Genomic DNA, 18,009 nt, shown 5'->3' with positions numbered 1-18,009 from the left:
TAAAAACCTGATTTTTTTTAGTTTACATATAAAAAAACGAACTCAAATGAGTTCGTTTTTAGTTATTATAGGTTATCGCATTATTTTGCTTTTACTTCAAAGCCTTCTGCAACTGCTTCTGGGAAGTTAGCTTCAACGATTTCAGCACAGTGGTCACAAATTGTAACACCGTATGAACGTTCTTTAGCTGTTGGGTCTACGCGACGGCAACGATCACAAACTTCACCTTCAGCATGCGCTACTGTAAAGGCAACACCATCAAAGGCAACTGCTTCTGCTGGAGCAGCTTCGTCAGTAACAGTCAATTGTGATACGATCAACAATTGAGCAATGTCACTATCAAGGGCAGCAAGAAGAGTTTTCACTTCTTCACCAGCGTAAATTGTCAAGTGAGCTTCTAATGATTTACCAATAACTTTAGCGTTACGAGCTTCTTCCAAAGCTTTTTGAGCTTGGTTACGAAGTGTCATGAAGGCATCCCATTCTTCAAGAATGTTTTCTTGTCCTTCAAAGACTTCAGCATCTGGTAATTCTGACAATTGAACGAATTCTTCTGGTTCGAATTCAAGGTATGACCAGATTTCTTCAGCTGTGTGCGGAAGAATTGGAGTCAACAATTTAGTGATTTTAACCAAGATATCGTAGAAGACTGTTTGCATTTGACGGCGAGCAATATTGTCTGCTGCTTCGATGTAAACAACGTCTTTTGCAAAATCAAGGTAGAATGCTGACAAATCAACTGTGATGAAGTTAACAACAGCTTTGTAGATAGCCATGAAGTCATAGTCTTCATAAGCTTTACGGATTGTTGCTACCAATTGGTTGAATTTAACAGTCATGTATTTATCAACTGAACGCAAGTCTTCGTAAGCGACGGCATCTTCGTTTGGATTGAAGTCTGTTGTGTTAGCAATCAAGAAACGAAGTGTGTTACGGATTTTACGGTAAGTTTCTGAAACTTGACCAAGGATTTCCATAGAAACACGTACGTCAGCATCAGTATCTACTGAAGCAACCCACAAACGAAGGATTTCAGCACCGTATTGTTTTGCAACGTCGTTTGGTGAAATGATGTTTCCTTTTGATTTAGACATTTTTTCACCTTTACCATCAAGAACGAAACCTTGTGAAAGCACAGCTTTGTAAGGTGCATGTCCGTTAACAGCAACTGAAGTGATCAATGATGAGTTGAACCAACCACGGTATTGGTCAGAACCTTCAAGGTAAAGATCAGCTGGATATTCCAAACCTTCACGAGCGTTCATAACACCATTCCATGAAGAACCTGAATCGAACCAAACGTCCATGATATCAGTTTCTTTAGTAAATTCACCATTTGGTGAACCTGGGTGAGTGAATCCTTCTGGAAGAAGATCTTTAGCATCACGTTCCCACCATACGATTGAACCAAATTCTTCGAACAAGTCAGCAACGTGGTCAGTCACTTCTTTAGTCATGATTGCTGTACCATCTTCAGCGTAGAAGATTGGAAGCGGAACACCCCATGCACGTTGACGTGAGATTACCCAGTCACCACGGTCACGAATCATGTTGTAAAGACGAGTGCGACCCCATTCTGGATAGAATGTTGTGCGTTCAATTTCATCAAGAATATCTTGACGGAATTTAGAAACTGATGCAAACCATTGTGGTACTGCACGCCAGATGATAGGTTTTTTAGTACGCCAGTCAAATGGGTATGAGTGAGTGATAACTTCGCTAGCAAGCAAAAGATCACCAAGTTTTTCTTTTACTGTTGGAACAACTTTATCGTAGAATTGACCTTGGAATTCAGGACCAGCATTTTCCATCATGATACCGCGTTCGTCAACTGTAACAGCAACTTCAAGGTTGTATTTAACACCAACATTGTAGTCATCTTCACCAAAACCAGGGGCAGTGTGGACAACACCAGTACCAGAATCAAGTGTAACGTGATCACCCAAGATAACAAGTTCGTCTACTTCTGTATCCCATGGGTGTTCAGTAACGATGTATTCAAGTTCAGTACCTTTGTGTTTTGCAAGAACTTCAAATGATTCCCAACCGAATTTTTCAGCAAGGCTATCAAGAAGTGCTTCTGCAACAACAAATTTACGATCATCGTTAGCAGGTTTAACAACAACATAATCCATATCAGGACCAACAGTCAAACCACGTGAAGCAGTTACTGTAAATGGAGTCGTTGTCCAAACAACGATGTATGTATCTGTATCAAGAACACCTTTACCATCTTTAACTTTGTTAGCATAGTAAAGTGAAGTTGAATCAATATCATGATATTCAATTTCAGCTTCGGCAAGAGCTGATTCTGATGACCATGACCAGTAAACTGGTTTAGCACCACGGTAGATATAACCTTTATCAGCCATTGCACCAAAGACACGGATTTGTGCAGCTTCATATGCAGGGATAAGTGTTACATAAGGATTTTCCCAATCTGCAGACACACCAAGACGTTTGAAGTCTTCACGTTGTTTGTCTACTTGGCTAAGAGCGTATTCACGACACATTTCAAGGTATTCAGTCAAAGGAATTTCTTTACGTTTTACACCTTTTTTAGCCAACACTTGTTCAATTGGAAGTCCATGTGTATCCCAACCAGGAACATAAGGAGCACGGAAACCAGACATTGATTTTGAACGCACAATAATGTCTTTAGAAATTTTGTTCATGGCGTGACCAACGTGGATATTACCATTGGCATATGGAGGTCCATCGTGGAGATTGAATGAAGGTTTGCCTTCGTTTAATTGTTGACGTTTAGCATAGATGTCTGCTTCTTCCCATTCTTTTTGCCATTTAGGCTCTTTGTTTGGGAGTCCAGCACGCATTGGAAAAGCAGTTTTTCCAAGATTAAGCGTTTCTTTTAATTTCATGACTACTCCTTATAATAAATAATATTCAACTGCCCATGATTGACTCATTGACAGAAAAATGACTTTTTTAAGTGGTAAAACAAAACGAGCTCTCGTCTCAATAAGGACGAAAGCTCGTGGTACCACCTTAGTTTAGAAATTTAGCTACACTAAAAATAGGGTAGAAATCTAAATTTCCCTCTTTAACCCGTAAGGTGAGTTTATCCCTTTTATCTTACTCTATTCAGATAAAATCTTAGAAAAGGATAACTGATATCCCAGTGATTGCAGACCTCGCACCATCGTCCACTCGCTGTTAATATAGCATATCAATCGCGTTTTTCTTATTCTTCAATATTTAATTTAAATGTTTGTGTTTCGTTAAGATTGATGTCATCAGCATCATCAATAACAGGAAGTTTTTGTGTTTCTTCAAGGTGTTTGTTTCCTGCTTCTACACGACGTTGCAATTCTTCCATTTCTTCTGGAGTGAATTGACGTGTAGCATCCATTGACAATTCATCATCAGCTTCAGGCATTTCTTCTTCCAAAACTTTTTCAACAACTTCACGGAAAGCTGCATCTGAATTTTGAAGGTAAACAGCTGTTGGTTGCAATAACTCTGTCCATTCTGGTGAATTTGTCAAACCAAGTTGACCTTCGATAGCAGCAACCAAACGTTGGTGGAAGACACGAGTTTGACGTTTCAAGTCTTCTGTTTCAACCGCAACACGTTTAGCTTCATCTGTTGCATCACGCAAGATTTGGTTTGCTTTAGATTTTGCTTCGTCAATCAAATGTTGTGCATCGTAGTTAGCTTTGCTAACAAGGTTAGCAGCTTCATCATTAGCTGATGTTTTAACTTTTTCAGCAGTTTCTTGAGCAAGAATAACAGATTGGCTCAAAGATTCTTTCATCTCATCGAAGTAAGCAAGTTTGTCTTCCAAATCTTTGATTCTGTTTTCTTGTTCATGATTGCGACGAACCAAGTCTTCGTAGTCATCTACAACGATATCAAGAAATTCATTAACTTCTTCTTCGTCGTATCCACGAAATTTTAATTTAAATGTTTTATCTTTAATATCAAGTGCTGTAAGTGCCATTGATTTCTCCTTATTTATGTATCATCTTATCTACGGTCAATTTGTATTTTCCATTCTTCGTAAGCCCATTCTCACTTAAGATAGAAAACCGACCAAATCCTCTAACACTAATCAAATCTCCAACTTGAAGCATTTCTGAAGGTCTATCAAGCGTCTGATAGTTAAGCTTTACCTTTTCAGCACTAATCAACTGAATAGCTTGACTTCTAGAAAGCTTCAAAACTGTTGCTAGAACTTTATCCAAACGCATACTTGAAACCATGATATCTAGCTGATGAGATTCTTTTTCTCCCTTAATTAACTGGTCAAGTGGAATCTCTTTTAGGCTTACACTTGCTTTTGCAATCTTAGTAACATTAACTCGAAAATAATCAACCATATTTTTCGTAACTAATAACTGTGCGTAGCCTTGTTCAACTAAAATATCTCCAATAATCGTTCGCTTAACTCCAAGCTTGTGAAGTAAAGTTCCCATTATTTGAGCGTGAGTTAATTGATTAAATTTCGAATTATAGTTCACTTCTAGCAGTGCTAACTCGAAATCTTCCAAATTTAGCTCATAGTAATCAGGTGCAACTAGTATACGTGCGTACTCTGCAGGATAATAATCACTCGAAACAAAGTAGCGCAAGCCTCGATTTCCAAGAATACTTTTAGCAATATCAACTTGGCGAGGATTTAGAAAATCTGTTAATGAATAAGCGTATGTCTCTTCTACCCTCTGAGCGATGTCATCCATTTTTTCAATGAAATCATACTCTTCAGGTCGAAAATGTTGGTAAATTTCTTTTTTCATCGAACCAATAACATAATAAGAAAGCGACTTAAGAGATTTAAGGCAATAACCGCGGCCCAAATCGTAAAGTCCAATCCCATAAATTGAAGATTTAAACGTTGAAAAGGTTTAATTACTGGTTCAACAATTTGAACCAGTAAACGACCAAATCCAGTGTTATACGCACCAGGAAACCAAGATAGGAGCGCATACGCAATTAGCAGATAAGAGTAAAATTGAATGGTTTTTAATAGTACAATTAATACAAAAATCATATATTAGCGTCTCTTCATGTCAAAATCGAACCCAACATCTTGTCCCGCATTTGGGATTGGAAGTTCTTCGAGATTGACGATGACATTTGATGGCGTCAACAAATACATTGAACTGCCAACTTTTTGAAGACTACCATAAAGAACTTTACTTGCACCATCAATAAAATCAAGACAACGACGTGCTTGAGCATCAAGCATATATTGAAAATCAATCAATACACATTCGTTAACAATCAATAAATCAACAATTTCTTGAGCATCCTCATATTTACGAGGGTATTTCAAGGCAATTGTTGTAGTCGTTTGATTGTTTCGAACTTGTAATTGTTCTTCACGACGTTGATTCAATGAATGAACGTGCGGATTTTCATCAGTAGCACGTCTTTGTTGAGGTTGCACACGTTGACGAACAGCACCACCAGCTTGAACTTGTTGAGCTCGTGCTGATGAGAATTGCTGTTCTGCGCGTCTAGGTGCTTGCTGTGGCTTAGCCTCAACTTGTTGTTGAACACGAGGTTGTCTAACCTCATCTTCAACAGTTTCTTCAACATCACTTACCTCATCAGTATCGAAATAAGAGATTAGTTTGTCAAATTTATCTTTAAAAGCCATGTTTTTCTCCCGTTATTTAAAGAATGATGAACCAATTCTGACAAAAGTTGCCCCATTGCGAATAGCAATTGGGAAATCACCACTCATCCCCATACTTAATTCGGTAAACGGCATATGAGCTAATTGTCGTGCCTGCAACTCTTGTCTAAGTTTGTCGGCTTTTCCAAAAATGTCGTCAATTTCACTTTCAGAAGCATTCTTAGGCGCCATCGTCATCAATCCTACAATTTCCACTTTATCAAAGTCAGAGATTTCAGCTAAAGCTTCATCAATTTCTGAAACTTTAAAGCCGTGTTTACTCTCTTCCTCGGAAATATTAACCTGTAGGAAGCATTTAATGGGATGCTCTGCTCTTTTCTGGATTTCAGCAGCTAATTTAACAGAATCTAAAGCGTGAAAATAATCAACGTAATTAATGACATTTTTTACTTTACGACGCTGTAGAGTACCGATTAGGTGCCATGTTAAATTTTTATCTTTTAACGCTTCATACTTATCCAGAAACATATCGACCCTATTTTCACCAATATGTTCAATACCTGTGTCAATAAGACGAGCAGCAACACCACTATCAACATACTTCGTCACAGCAATAATCTTGACACTTTCTTGTGAACGATTGGCTGCTTTTGTTGCTTGCGCAACCTGTTCAAAAACAAGGTCTTTATTTTTTTGAAAATCGGTCATTAACGATTTTTGAAGAATGGTGGTGTTTCAAGTTCATCATCAGCATCTTCATTAGCTGTAAATGTTGACATTGTCAATTTGCTATCAAGTTCACCTTCTGTTGGACGAGCGATGTTATCGCGACGAAGGTCCCAATTTCCAAATGAATTATCTTTTTGTTGTGATTGATTTGCTGTTGGTTGTTGTGGAGCTGGCATTGCATGGTTTTCGCTCATATCATAGTCAAAGTTTGAACGACGTTCAAAAGCGGCTTGACCTGGTTGTTGAGCACGTTCTGAAGCGTATTGAGCGCCAGCTGCTTGTTGTGCGTTGTTTTGAGCAAATGAACGAGTTGCTTGTGGACGGAATCCAGCGACTTGTTCTGCACGATCTTGATGAACACCTGTAGCTACAACAGTTACACGGATTTCATCTTTCATAGTATCATCAATAGATGTACCAAGCCAGATGTTAACACCTTTACCAGCTGCTTGACTGATGATTTCAGAAGCTTCTTCTGCTTCAGTAAGAGTCATGTCAAGACCACCAGTTACGTTAACGATAACATCTTCAGCACCATCAATTGTTGTTTCAAGAAGTGGAGAGAAGATAGCTTTACGAGCTGCTTCAGTGATACGTTCTTCTCCAGAACCGATACCGATCCCCATAAGAGCGTTACCTTTGTTAGCCATTACTGTTTTAACATCGGCAAAGTCAAGGTTGATAAGACCTGGATTTGTAATCAAATCAGTAATACCTTGAACACCTTGACGAAGCACGTTATCTGCTTCTTTAAGAGCTTCAAGAAGTGGGGTTTTCTTATCAACAATTTCAAGAAGGTTGTTATTTGAAATGATAAGCAATGTATCAACTTGTTCACGAAGTTCTTGGATACCTTCTGCAGCGAAGTTACCACGTTTGTTACCTTCAAAACCAAATGGACGTGTTACAACTGCAACTGTAAGAGCTCCGAGACTTTTAGCAATACGTGCGATAACTGGTGCAGCACCTGTACCAGATCCACCACCCATACCAGCAGTGATGAAGACCATATCAGCACCTGTAAGAGCTTCAGTCAATACTTCTTCGCTTTCTTCAGCGGCTTTACGACCAACCTCAGGTTGTCCTCCAGCACCGAGTCCACGAGTCAATTTAGGGCCTAACTGAATAACAGTTTCAGCTTTTGAAGAGCTCAATGCTTGGATATCAGTGTTTGCTGCGATAAATTCAACACCAGCAACACCTTCATCAATCATGCGGTTGATGGCGTTACCTCCGCCACCACCGACACCAATAACTTTAATAACTGCACCTTGTACTGATGCTGTGTCAAATGAAAATGCCATTTTTATTCCTCACTTATTATTAGTCAAACATACTTCCGAAAATACCACGAACACGTTCGCTAAATTTTGATTTTGGTTCTTCGTGTCTTTGTACAGGCTGAACTGGAGCTGGCTGTGGTACCATGTTTTCATTAACTGGTACAACAGGTTCGTTATTATAAACCACTCGTTGTTGCGCTTGTACTTGTGGCTGTGGTTCGAAATCAACTGGTTTACGACGAAGTAATTCTTCACCAGATACCGCACGTTGAGCAATAACATCAACTTCGCTCATTGTCCCAACGTATTCAACTAAGCTAATAACATTGGCAAACATTGGGTTGCGGATACCAACTTGATTTGGAACGTGTAGTTTGACAGTTGTTCCAAAAATTTCTTGAGCAACTTCTACCACACCTGGCATAATTGCTCCACCACCAACAAGAATAATTCCTCCTGGTAGGTCAAGTAGACGTCCACGTTCTAGATCTTGTTTAACACGATCTAAAATGTGGCGAACTCGTGCAGAAATGATTTCTGATAAGTAGCGTTCACTAACTGAAATTGGAGATTCGCTACCAACAACATCTACTTGAACAGTTTCTGAAGAGCTTGCTTCTTCTAAGTTTGCTTGACCAAAGTTAAATTTAAGGGCTTCAGCAATTTCCATAGAAGTTTTCAAGACTTTAGAAATGTCTTTAGTGACATACTCGCCACCTTCTGCATAGATGTTTGTATATTGCAATTCTTGTGCTCGCATAGAAGCAACGGTTGTTTGACCGCCACCCATATCAATCACAGTAGCACCAAATTCACGTTCACCTTCGTTAAGAACTGATTTTGCCAAAGCAAGTGGTGAAATAATAACATTTTCAACACTGATACCAGCACGTTCTACTGTTTTACGAAGGTTATGAAGAATTGTTGTTGGTCCAGTATAAATTAAACCACGCATTTCTAAACGAATTCCCATCATGCCACGTGGGTCACGAATACCTTGGAAACCATCAACGATAAATTCTTCTGGAATCAAAGAGATAACTTCACGTTCTGGAGTGATGCTCTTAGTCAATGCTGATTTAACAACGCTATCAACATCTTCATCTTTGATTTCTTTTGATTCACTTGGAACTGGAATCATACCTTGAGTTGGTTCGATTTGAAGAAGATTAGCTGGAAGACCAACATTAATCTTATCGATTGTCATTCCAGCTTTTTCTTCTGCTTGTTCAATCGCTGTTTTGATTGCTTCTGCAGCTGCTTCAATATCTATAATAATACCGTCTTTTACTCCCGTGCTGGGAACGTTACTCACACCAATCACGTTCATTTCGCCAGAAACAAATTCTGCTACTAGAACTTTAATCGAGCTTGTCCCTATATCTAATCCTGTAAAAAAGCCATTTCTAGCCATTCACTCGACCTCACTATCTTTCCAATCATTTACTATTCTAAAATCTGCATAAAATCAGAATTATTCAGAAAATATTATATCATAAAAAAACGTAAAATGTTATCATTTTACGTTTTTTGTTATAGAATCTTAATTTTATTGTTGAGCTACTTGTTCAACTACTGCGGTTTCGTTCGGATGCTCTTCATTTGTAGCTTCTGGAGCTTGATTTTCTGCGCCTTCAGCTTCGCTTGATTCCGTTGCTGTAGCTTCCTCACTCGACTCGGTTTGAGAGTTTTCTTCGTCAGATTTAGAATCAGATTCTGATTCTTCTTTGTTTTCGTTTTTAGCTTTTTCTTTATCCGCTGCAACAGATGCTTCAATGGATTCAGAAGTTGCATAAATTCCCACTTCCATATCAACAATACTGTTTTCTGGCAAGCTATCTTTTATTTTCAAATAATATGGTAATTTCTTAGCCAACTCAGATAGTGGAACACGAACAACGTTTCCATCATGCATTTCCAATTTCAATAAATCTGATGTTGTTGCAGAATCTGCTGAGCTGACAATTTGAATTTGATTAACCAAATCTTTATCCAATTTTGAAAAAGCCTTAACCAGTTTTTGAATGTCTTTTTCTGATGATAAATTAATCGTTAAGAAACTTTCTGGTAATTCAGAAGCTCCTACAAGACCAATACGTGTCCCATTTTCAAGGATTGGCTGATAGCCATCATCAGTTTGGGCATAAGCAATTATGCTGTACTCTTTAACATCAATATTTAATTTATTTGGGAAACGGTAAATAAAGTTAGCACTTTTCACCATTTTATTTTTGCTAATAATATTTTTTTCATAAGCTGAATGGTGGAAAATCAATGAAAAGAGATAGTTAGACGGTTTAATTCCTGAATCTCTAATCACTTCTTCCTGACTAACCGTTGTCGCACCCGTAACCGTAACAATTTTCTTTTTACTAAATGGGGTTACCAAAAAGATTGAAATTAAAAGAATAACCGCAGAAGTGATGATAACTGGTAGCGCATGATGAATCGCTTTTTGAAGAGGCGTTTTCTCTTTTTTAGCTTCCAGTTTTTGTAATTTTTTAGCCTCTTTGGCTTTTCTAGCTTCTTCTTTTTTAGCTTCTTTAGTCTTTTTCTTCTCTTCTGCAGTCAAAGCTTTTTCTTCGACTTTTTCAGCTTTGGTATCAGTATCTGTTGCTTTCGGCTTGCGCTCTAAGCGTAATTTTTCTTGGCGTTTTTTCTTTTCCGCTTTTTCGGCTTCTTTTTTCTTTAGAAACTCAATATTACGTTTTTGCCATTCTGTCAAAGCTGATTTTTTTTCTGATTTATCTTTTTGACTTTTTTTAGGCTCTTTCTTTTTTGTCATTTAAATTCCTTTTGCAGTCTTAGAAATATCATGTTTAAGCAGATCATAAAATTCTTCTTGTGACTTGATTTCAGTGGAATTTTTCATTTGTGTGTGATAACTATTTTCTTGTTCAAAGAGTTGTGTGAGCTCTTCTTGCAAATGTGTGAAAGTGAGTTGATCTTCAGAAAGTTGGCGAGCATAACCTTTTTTCTCAAAGTAAGCTGCATTTTCAAGCTGATCTCCTCGACTTGCTTCTTTTCCAAGAGGCACAATCAAGTGCAATTTATTCATCGCCACTAATTCAAAAATGGTATTTGAACCACCGCGTGTCACAACAGCATCTGCCATATCCATCAAAGGCTGATAAAGATCTGTGACATAATCAATTCGATAGAGATTTTGACTCAATCCGTTTAAACTTTTATCTCCTGAAATGTTGATGACATTATAGTGGTCAACTAATTCTGGAGTATTTGTAATAAAGTCATTGAAAACACGTGCACCAGCAGAACCACCGATGAAAAGAAGTGTTTTCAATTCAGGGTTAAAGTGTGCTTTAATTTCTTCAATTTTGCTGCTATCATAAGCAACTTTGCTACCAACTTTTGTAATCGCACCAACATGTTTTGCTTTCACCAAGCCTTTGGCTTGTTCAAAGGTTGTGTACATCGTTGTCGCAAATTTATAGGCAATTTTATTGGCTAAGCCCATTGATAAGTCAGATTCGTGCACAAAAACAGGAACTCCAAGTGTTTTTGCCGCAATGACTGGTGGGACAGATACAAAGCCACCTTTTGAGAATAAAGCTTGTGGACGAATTTTAGCGATAATTGCAATTGATTGAAGAATTCCAAATGAAACTTTAAACACATCAAGCATGTTTTGCCATGAAAAATAACGTCTTAATTTTCCTGTTGCAATAGAATGGAAGGTTACATCTAGACCTGATTTTTCAATTTGTTCGTGTTCAATTCCATGTTTGTCACCAATATAGTGAACTTCCCAACCATCTTTGATAAATTTTGGGATAAGAATCAAGTTCAAGGTAACATGGCCAACTGTACCACCACCGGTAAATACGATTTTTTTAGCCATGCTTATTCTCCTTTGATAGCTTCAAAGGTTGCGATAAATTCATCACCACGAACTTCAAAGCTCTTATACATATCCCAGCTTGCATTAGCAGGGCTCAAGAGAACAACATCACCAGCTTCAGCTTTACTGTAAGCAATACGAGCAGCATCTGCGACATCTTTAGCATCAACGTACGGAACTTGTGCTTTATCAGCTGCGCGTTTCACACGAGGAGCTGATTCTCCAAGGATAACCATCAATTTAACACCTGTAATATCTGGAACAAGTTCGTCAAATTCATTACCACGGTCAAGACCACCAGCAATCAAGATAACTTTTGAATTATCAAATCCTGAAAGAGCTTTTTGAGTTGCTAGAATATTTGTTGATTTAGAATCGTTATAGAATTTAATGCCGTTAACTTCACCAAGAGCTTGAAGACGGTGTTTAACCCCACCAAAATGTGACAAAGTTTCTTTAATAGCTTCATTTGCAATACCTGAGAGTTTTGCAATTGCGATTGTTGCCAAAGCATTTTCAACGTTGTGGCTACCAGGAACACCGATTTCAGATGCTTTCATGATAGCTTCATCTTTGAAATACAAAGTATCACCATCTAGGTAAGCACCGTCAACTTTCTCAGTTGTAGAGAATGGGACAACTTGTGCTGCTGTTTTTTGTGCTAATTCTTTTGCCAAATCTTGGTTAAAGTTAAGTACCAAATAATCTTCTGCTGTCATATTCTTTTGAATATTCCATTTTGCAGCAACATATTCTTCAAAACTACCATGGTAGTCAATATGTGTTGGCATAAGGTTTGTAATAACAGCCATGTGTGGGTGGAAAGTATCTGTTCCCATCAATTGGAAAGAAGATAATTCCATAACCAAAGTGTCTTTATCTGTAGCAGTCTGTGCCACTTCAGAAGCAGGAAAACCAATATTTCCTGAAAGAAGACCTGATTTACCACCATTGTTCAATGTTTCAGCAATCATAGTTGTTGTTGTTGTTTTACCATTTGAACCAGTGATACCAATAATTGGGGCATCTGAAATCATGTAAGCCAACTCAACTTCTGTGATAACTGGAATATGTTTTTCAATAGCGCGAGCTACCATTGGATTATCGTAACGAATTCCTGGGTTTTTAACCATCAATTCAAAGTTTTCATCCAAAAGTTCTAGTGGATGACTACCACAGATAACTTTGATGCCTTCTTCAAGAAGAGATTGTGCAGCTGGATTTTCATCAAATGGTTTACCGTCGTTAACTGTAACGATAACACCTAATTTTTCAAGGAGACGCGCTGCAGCTTCTCCAGATTTTGCTAAACCAAGAACTAAGACTTTTTTATTTTCAAATGTTTCAATTTTTTTCATAATATATCCATTCTAACATTGCAAATATAATAATATTCTACCTTTATTTAAGGCGTTTTTCAATCATTCTACGGCATTTAAGACAATCTTAGTGTCGCAATGTCTGATAGAGTGTTTATGACAAAAAAAGCTGAGTAAATACTCAGCCTCTTTCGCTATATTGCTCATTTTCATTTTTCTTAACAGGTAAGCGATAGACATCCCTTAGCGCGAAAAATCCCAAGGCAACCATAGCAAGTGCAAGAAAAATTTCTGGTGGTGATTGCATGATTTTAACAAAGCTCATTACCGCTAAAACAAGTAGCATTGCAACTAAGCCAACAAAACCAATCATCCCAAGAGTATTACGAATTGTTTTAGGAGCCATGAAAATATAGTATGAAATAATTAAGATTGCAATAATTAAATAAAACATTTCATGATTCCTTCCTACAATTCAAATTTATGTGTATTGTTTTCCGAGTTTATTTTAAGTTTGGAACTAAAATAGTCTAGCAGACTATTTTACTCTTCAGCTGATTTTTTCTTTTTAGCTGCTTTAGCGCGCAAGTTTTTATCAAGAATTTGTTTACGCAAACGGATTGATTCTGGTGTAACTTCCATGTATTCGTCATCGTTCAAGAATTCAAGTGATTCTTCAAGAGTCAAGATACGTGGAGTTTTGATAACAGCAGTTTGGTCTTTCGTAGCTGAACGAACGTTTGTCATTTGTTTAGCTTTAGTGATGTTAACTGTCAAGTCGTTTTCACGTGAGTTTTCACCAATGATCATACCTTCGTATACTTCAGTACCTGGGTTAACGAAGATTGTTCCGCGTTCTTCAACAGACATGATTGAGTATGTTGTTGCTTTACCAGTATCGATAGATACAAGAGCACCACGACGACGTCCACCGATTTCAGCGTTGATAACTGGCATGTATTGGTCGAATGTGTGGTTCATGATACCGTAACCGTGAGTCATTGAAAGGAACTCAGTTGGGTAACCGATAAGTCCACGAGCTGGTGCCAAGAAGACAAGACGAGTTTGACCGTTACCAGTTGATTGCATGTCAATCATTTCACCTTTACGTTCTGACAATGATTGGATAACTGAACCTTGGTATTCTTCTGGTGTATCGATTTGAACACGTTCGAATGGTTCGCATTTTACGCCATCGATTTCTTTGATGATAACTTCTGGACGTGATACTTGAAGTTCGTATCCTTCACGACGCATTGTTTCGATAAGGATTGACAAGTGCAACTCACCACGACCTGATACAGTCCATTTATCTGGAGAATCAGTTGGATCAACACGAAGTGATACGTCAGTTTGCAATTCAGCAAGCAAACGTTCTTCAACTTTACGAGATGTTACGAATTTACCTTCACGACCTGCAAATGGTGAGTTATTTGCCAAGAATGTCATTTGAAGAGTTGGTTCATCAATGTGAAGGATTGGAAGTGGTTCAACGCAATCAGTTGGAGTGATTGTTTCACCAACGAAGATATCTTCCATACCTGAGATAGCAATCAAATCACCAGCTTTAGCTTCTTGGATTTCACGACGTTCAAGTCCGAAGAAACCAAACAATTTCGTAACACGGAAGTTTTTAGTTGAGCCATCAAGTTTAGAAAGAGTAACTTGGTCACCAACTTTAACAGTACCACGGAAGATACGTCCGATACCGATACGTCCAACGAAATCGTTGTAATCAAGAAGTGACACTTGGAATTGAAGTGGTTCTTCTGAGTTGTCAACTGGAGCTGGAATGTGGTCAATGATTGTATCAAAGACAGGAGCCATTGTGTGTTCTTGATCAGCTGGATCATCAGAAAGTGATGATGTACCATTGATAGCTGATGCGTAAACAACTGGGAATTCTAGTTGATCATCATCGGCACCAAGTTCGATGAAAAGTTCAAGAACTTCGTCAACAACTTCTGCTGGACGAGCTGATGGTTTATCAATTTTATTAACAACGACGATAGGTGTCAAGTTTTGTTCAAGAGCTTTTTTCAACACGAAACGTGTTTGAGGCATAGTACCTTCGTAAGCATCGACAACAAGAACAACACCATCAACCATTTTCATGATACGTTCAACTTCTCCACCGAAGTCCGCGTGTCCTGGTGTGTCCATGATGTTGATACGAACACCGTTATAAGCAACTGCAGTATTTTTAGCAAGGATTGTAATTCCGCGTTCTTTTTCAAGATCGTTTGAATCCATTGCACGTTCTTGCAATTCTTTACGTTCGTCAAGTGTGTGTGATTGTTTCAACAATTCATCAACAAGGGTTGTTTTCCCGTGGTCAACGTGGGCGATAATCGCCACGTTACGAATATCTTCTCTTAATTTAGTCATGATTCCTCGATTTATTTTTAATTTATTCTAACTTTTGAATTATATCATATTTCACCTAAAAAAACATCGTTAAAAGCTGTGTAAATGTTTTCAGAAACGGATTTAGCTTCTATAGTATGTAAAAAGATGGGAACCACGTCCCATCTTTTGTTATGTTTTAACTATTTCTCATCTTACTCGACATAAGCGGTGCTGACAACGCTCCAATTGGTTGCTTCGAGTGTGCCTTGTTCAAGATAGCCGTCTGCATTAACACGATATAGGGCTAGACGTGTTTTGCTATCGCTATTTTTACGAACGCTAGCATACACTAAATTGTCATCATAAGCTTTAACATTTACGAAACAATCATCTTTTTCTGCGTCAGATAATTGATTTTGTGAAGCATAAATAGAAAGAACCCAAGCTTCCACTTGCTCAGACGTTAAATTTTTAGTATCAATGGCATCAGCAAGAGCTGCTTGGTCGGTTGGTACTAATTTGAGATTAGTATTTAACGAATAAGTGAATTTGCTAGAGGTTGTTGTCCAGAATTGTGGATAAATATAGCCATTTTTGACATAAATTCCCGAAGCAAATTTTGGTGTTGTTTGATAACCAGCACCACCGATACCACTAAAAATAAGTGCACCAATAGCTTCACTATCACTTCCATCAGCAGGATAAAAACGATAAACACCTTGCGCCACTTCTTCATAACCAGAAACACGCTCTGTAACAATATAATTAGACTGATTTTTGGTCATTGTACCGTCTTCACTGATTGTCAAAATAACTCCGTCAAAATCAGCTGTTTTCCAATTTCCAACAAGCTCCGCAGGAACACCTTGCTTGATACCTGAGGATTTCTCAGTTTCAGTTGTGCTTGTTGATGTTGATGAACTTGAAGTACTTGATGAAGTCGCTACTGTAGACGGTGACCACTCTGCCTTATTATTGGCAGTTGTTTCTCGATTGAAAGCTGTGACGAGATACAAAATAATCAGAGCCAAGAAAACCAATGGACTGATTAAAAGAATCCTGATTAAACGACGTTTCTTGTTTTCTTGCAGTTTTTCGACATAAACATTACGTAACGCTTCAAGCTTCTTCTTTTCATCCTCATCAGTTGCTTGACTTAATTCCAAATCTAATTGAAAAATCTGATTTTTGAGGTGTTTGGATTTTAGAACATCCTTACTCTCATCATTTTTTCTCTTTAAATTTTCTTTTTCAAATTCCATATATTGGTAAATGATTAACCTTCTTTAATTTTACCAGTCCAATAATCAAAGCCGTCTTTGAGGACGTAAAGATTTGTGTAACCAGCTTTTTTCAATGTTTTGATAACACGTGGAAGGGCAGCACTTCTACTGCTGTCATATAAAAGAACTGGTTTGTCTTTACGAATAGCTGAGTAAGACAATTGAATTTGGCTAGCTGGGAGATTACGTGCTCCCATAATGTGTTTTGTTTTGAAAGCAGCTGCTTCACGAACATCAATCAATTGACTTGTGTGAATCATACTTTCAAATTCTGCATTATCAATGAATTTAGCTGAACGACGAACACTAATGTATGTCCATGCAAACCAGCCAATGATAACGACTAAAGCAATTAGAAAAATCATCCAGTTCATTTTTTGCCTCTTAATCTACAAATTGGCTTGCAAGACTTGCAGCACCGATGATACCAGCATCGTTACCAAGTTCAGCGATTTTCACTTTAGTTGTTTTACGAACTTGTGGGAATGCATATGTTACGAAGTATTTTTCAACACGGCTACGCAAGAATTCACCTGCAGCTGATACACCACCACCGATAACAACTGAGTCTGGGTTCAAGATGTTTGCAATGTTAGCAGTTGCTTGTCCAAGGTAGAAACCAACTTTTTCAACAACTGAGTCAGCAAAGTGGTCACCAGCTTCAGCAGCTACGAAGATATCTTTACTTGTTACCACATCACCATTGTCGATAGCAGCTTTGATTTTTGAATCACCTTCGTATTCTTCTGCCAAGTGACGAGCTACACGAACAACACCTGTTGCTGAAGCAACTGTTTCAAGACATCCTTTGTTACCACATGTACATTCAAAACCATCAACTGGTTCAACGTTCATGTGACCGATTTCTCCACCAGCACCTGCAACACCGTGGATAAGGTTACCATCAGCGATAACACCACCACCAACACCAGTTCCAAGTGTTACGAAAACAACATCAGGGTTGTTAGCACCAGCACCTGTCCAACGTTCACCAAGAGCAGCTACGTTAGCATCGTTGTCGATAGCAAATGGAATACCAAGTTCGCGTTCGATCACTGAACCAACTTCTTCAGTGTGAGCCCAGTTCAAATTGAAGGCACCTGTAACAGTTTTGTTTTCACGGTCAACAGCACCTGGTGAACCCATACCGATACCAGCAAAATCATCTTTTGTCAAACCGTAAAGGTTCAAACGGTGTTTGATTGATTCAACAATATCAGGAACGATGTGTTTTCCATCTTCAAGTGTATTTGTATCGATTGCCCATTTTTCTTGAACTTCACCTTCAAGAGTTAGGATACCGAATTTAATCGTTGTTCCACCTAGGTCAATCCCTAAAAGTTTTTTAGTCATTATTTTCTTTCTCCATTTCTAAACGGTGCTCGCGACGCAAAATTAATTCTGCATTCAGGTAGTCAGCCTTGTCAATCAACCCATTTTCATACAATTTCTCAAGTTCAAGTTTCATGACTTCTATATCATAAAGACGTTTACCGATATAGACAAAAATGCCGAACCGTTTCAACAGTTGCTGCACGTCAAATAAAGTTTTCATACAAAGCATTTTATCAAAAATAAGGCT

General features: G+C 38.1%; 17 protein-coding genes. All 17 read right to left on the bottom strand.

From position 1 onward, the window contains the following. Nucleotides 1-80: 80 nt before the first annotated feature. Nucleotides 81-2,879, bottom strand: a complete 2,799-nt coding sequence (gene ileS, locus BMX18_RS04095) for an isoleucine--tRNA ligase (protein WP_093815220.1) — start codon at nt 2,877-2,879, stop codon at nt 81-83. A 323-nt stretch (nt 2,880-3,202) separates the two neighbouring features. Continuing rightward, nucleotides 3,203-3,961 (bottom strand): DivIVA domain-containing protein, encoded by a 759-nt coding sequence (locus BMX18_RS04090; RefSeq protein WP_074559481.1) that lies wholly within the window; start codon nt 3,959-3,961, stop codon nt 3,203-3,205. A 10-nt stretch (nt 3,962-3,971) separates the two neighbouring features. Next, nucleotides 3,972-4,757, bottom strand: a complete 786-nt coding sequence (locus BMX18_RS04085) for a YlmH family RNA-binding protein (RefSeq protein WP_074869249.1) — start codon at nt 4,755-4,757, stop codon at nt 3,972-3,974. Beyond that, nucleotides 4,754-5,011: a YggT family protein gene (locus BMX18_RS04080; protein WP_006531549.1), complete on the bottom strand. Its 258-nt coding sequence runs from the start codon at nt 5,009-5,011 to the stop codon at nt 4,754-4,756. The genes BMX18_RS04085 and BMX18_RS04080 overlap by 4 nt, the downstream gene beginning before the upstream one ends. A 3-nt stretch (nt 5,012-5,014) precedes the next feature. Beyond that, complete coding sequence (locus BMX18_RS04075) at nt 5,015-5,623, bottom strand: cell division protein SepF (RefSeq protein WP_074563268.1); 609 nt, start codon at nt 5,621-5,623, stop codon at nt 5,015-5,017. 12 nt (nt 5,624-5,635) lie between these two features. Continuing rightward, complete coding sequence (locus BMX18_RS04070) at nt 5,636-6,310, bottom strand: YggS family pyridoxal phosphate-dependent enzyme (RefSeq protein WP_006531551.1); 675 nt, start codon at nt 6,308-6,310, stop codon at nt 5,636-5,638. Further along, complete coding sequence (ftsZ, locus tag BMX18_RS04065; RefSeq protein WP_039697285.1) at nt 6,310-7,635, bottom strand: cell division protein FtsZ; 1,326 nt, start codon at nt 7,633-7,635, stop codon at nt 6,310-6,312. Before ftsZ ends, BMX18_RS04070 begins: the two co-directional genes overlap by 1 nt. Nucleotides 7,636-7,654: 19 nt before the next feature. Further along, nucleotides 7,655-9,028, bottom strand: coding sequence for a cell division protein FtsA (gene ftsA / locus BMX18_RS04060; RefSeq protein ID WP_039697286.1), 1,374 nt, complete (start codon nt 9,026-9,028; stop codon nt 7,655-7,657). Between the two features lie 135 nt (nt 9,029-9,163). Continuing rightward, nucleotides 9,164-10,399 (bottom strand): cell division protein FtsQ/DivIB, encoded by a 1,236-nt coding sequence (locus BMX18_RS04055; RefSeq protein ID WP_093815218.1) that lies wholly within the window; start codon nt 10,397-10,399, stop codon nt 9,164-9,166. Continuing rightward, entirely contained in the window at nt 10,400-11,476 is a 1,077-nt protein-coding gene (locus tag BMX18_RS04050) for a UDP-N-acetylglucosamine--N-acetylmuramyl-(pentapeptide) pyrophosphoryl-undecaprenol N-acetylglucosamine transferase (RefSeq protein ID WP_093815216.1), read from the bottom strand. It lies immediately after the preceding gene. A 2-nt stretch (nt 11,477-11,478) separates the two neighbouring features. Beyond that, complete coding sequence (gene murD, locus BMX18_RS04045) at nt 11,479-12,834, bottom strand: UDP-N-acetylmuramoyl-L-alanine--D-glutamate ligase (protein WP_093815214.1); 1,356 nt, start codon at nt 12,832-12,834, stop codon at nt 11,479-11,481. A gap of 142 nt (nt 12,835-12,976) precedes the next feature. Beyond that, nucleotides 12,977-13,249, bottom strand: a complete 273-nt coding sequence (locus BMX18_RS04040) for a DUF3165 family protein (RefSeq protein ID WP_039697289.1) — start codon at nt 13,247-13,249, stop codon at nt 12,977-12,979. An 89-nt stretch (nt 13,250-13,338) separates the two neighbouring features. Then, complete coding sequence (gene typA, locus BMX18_RS04035; protein ID WP_074559456.1) at nt 13,339-15,183, bottom strand: translational GTPase TypA; 1,845 nt, start codon at nt 15,181-15,183, stop codon at nt 13,339-13,341. Nucleotides 15,184-15,356: 173 nt separating this feature from the next. Continuing rightward, entirely contained in the window at nt 15,357-16,406 is a 1,050-nt protein-coding gene (locus BMX18_RS04030) for a hypothetical protein (RefSeq protein WP_093815212.1), read from the bottom strand. Nucleotides 16,407-16,420: 14 nt separating this feature from the next. Next, nucleotides 16,421-16,801, bottom strand: a complete 381-nt coding sequence (locus BMX18_RS04025) for a rhodanese-like domain-containing protein (protein WP_039697291.1) — start codon at nt 16,799-16,801, stop codon at nt 16,421-16,423. A 10-nt stretch (nt 16,802-16,811) separates the two neighbouring features. Next, on the bottom strand, nt 16,812-17,780 hold the full coding sequence (locus tag BMX18_RS04020; protein ID WP_039697292.1) for an ROK family glucokinase: 969 nt from the start codon (nt 17,778-17,780) through the stop codon (nt 16,812-16,814). Beyond that, the gene (locus BMX18_RS04015) at nt 17,773-17,982 is read right to left on the bottom strand and encodes a YqgQ family protein (protein ID WP_006531568.1); all 210 of its coding nucleotides are present in this window, start codon (nt 17,980-17,982) and stop codon (nt 17,773-17,775) included. The genes BMX18_RS04020 and BMX18_RS04015 overlap by 8 nt, the downstream gene beginning before the upstream one ends. Nucleotides 17,983-18,009: the final 27 nt, after the last annotated feature.

Source organism: Streptococcus sp. 45 (genome assembly GCF_900108865.1).
GTDB lineage: Bacteria > Bacillota > Bacilli > Lactobacillales > Streptococcaceae > Streptococcus > Streptococcus ruminicola.
This window is presented reverse-complemented; position numbering and strand designations above follow the sequence as displayed.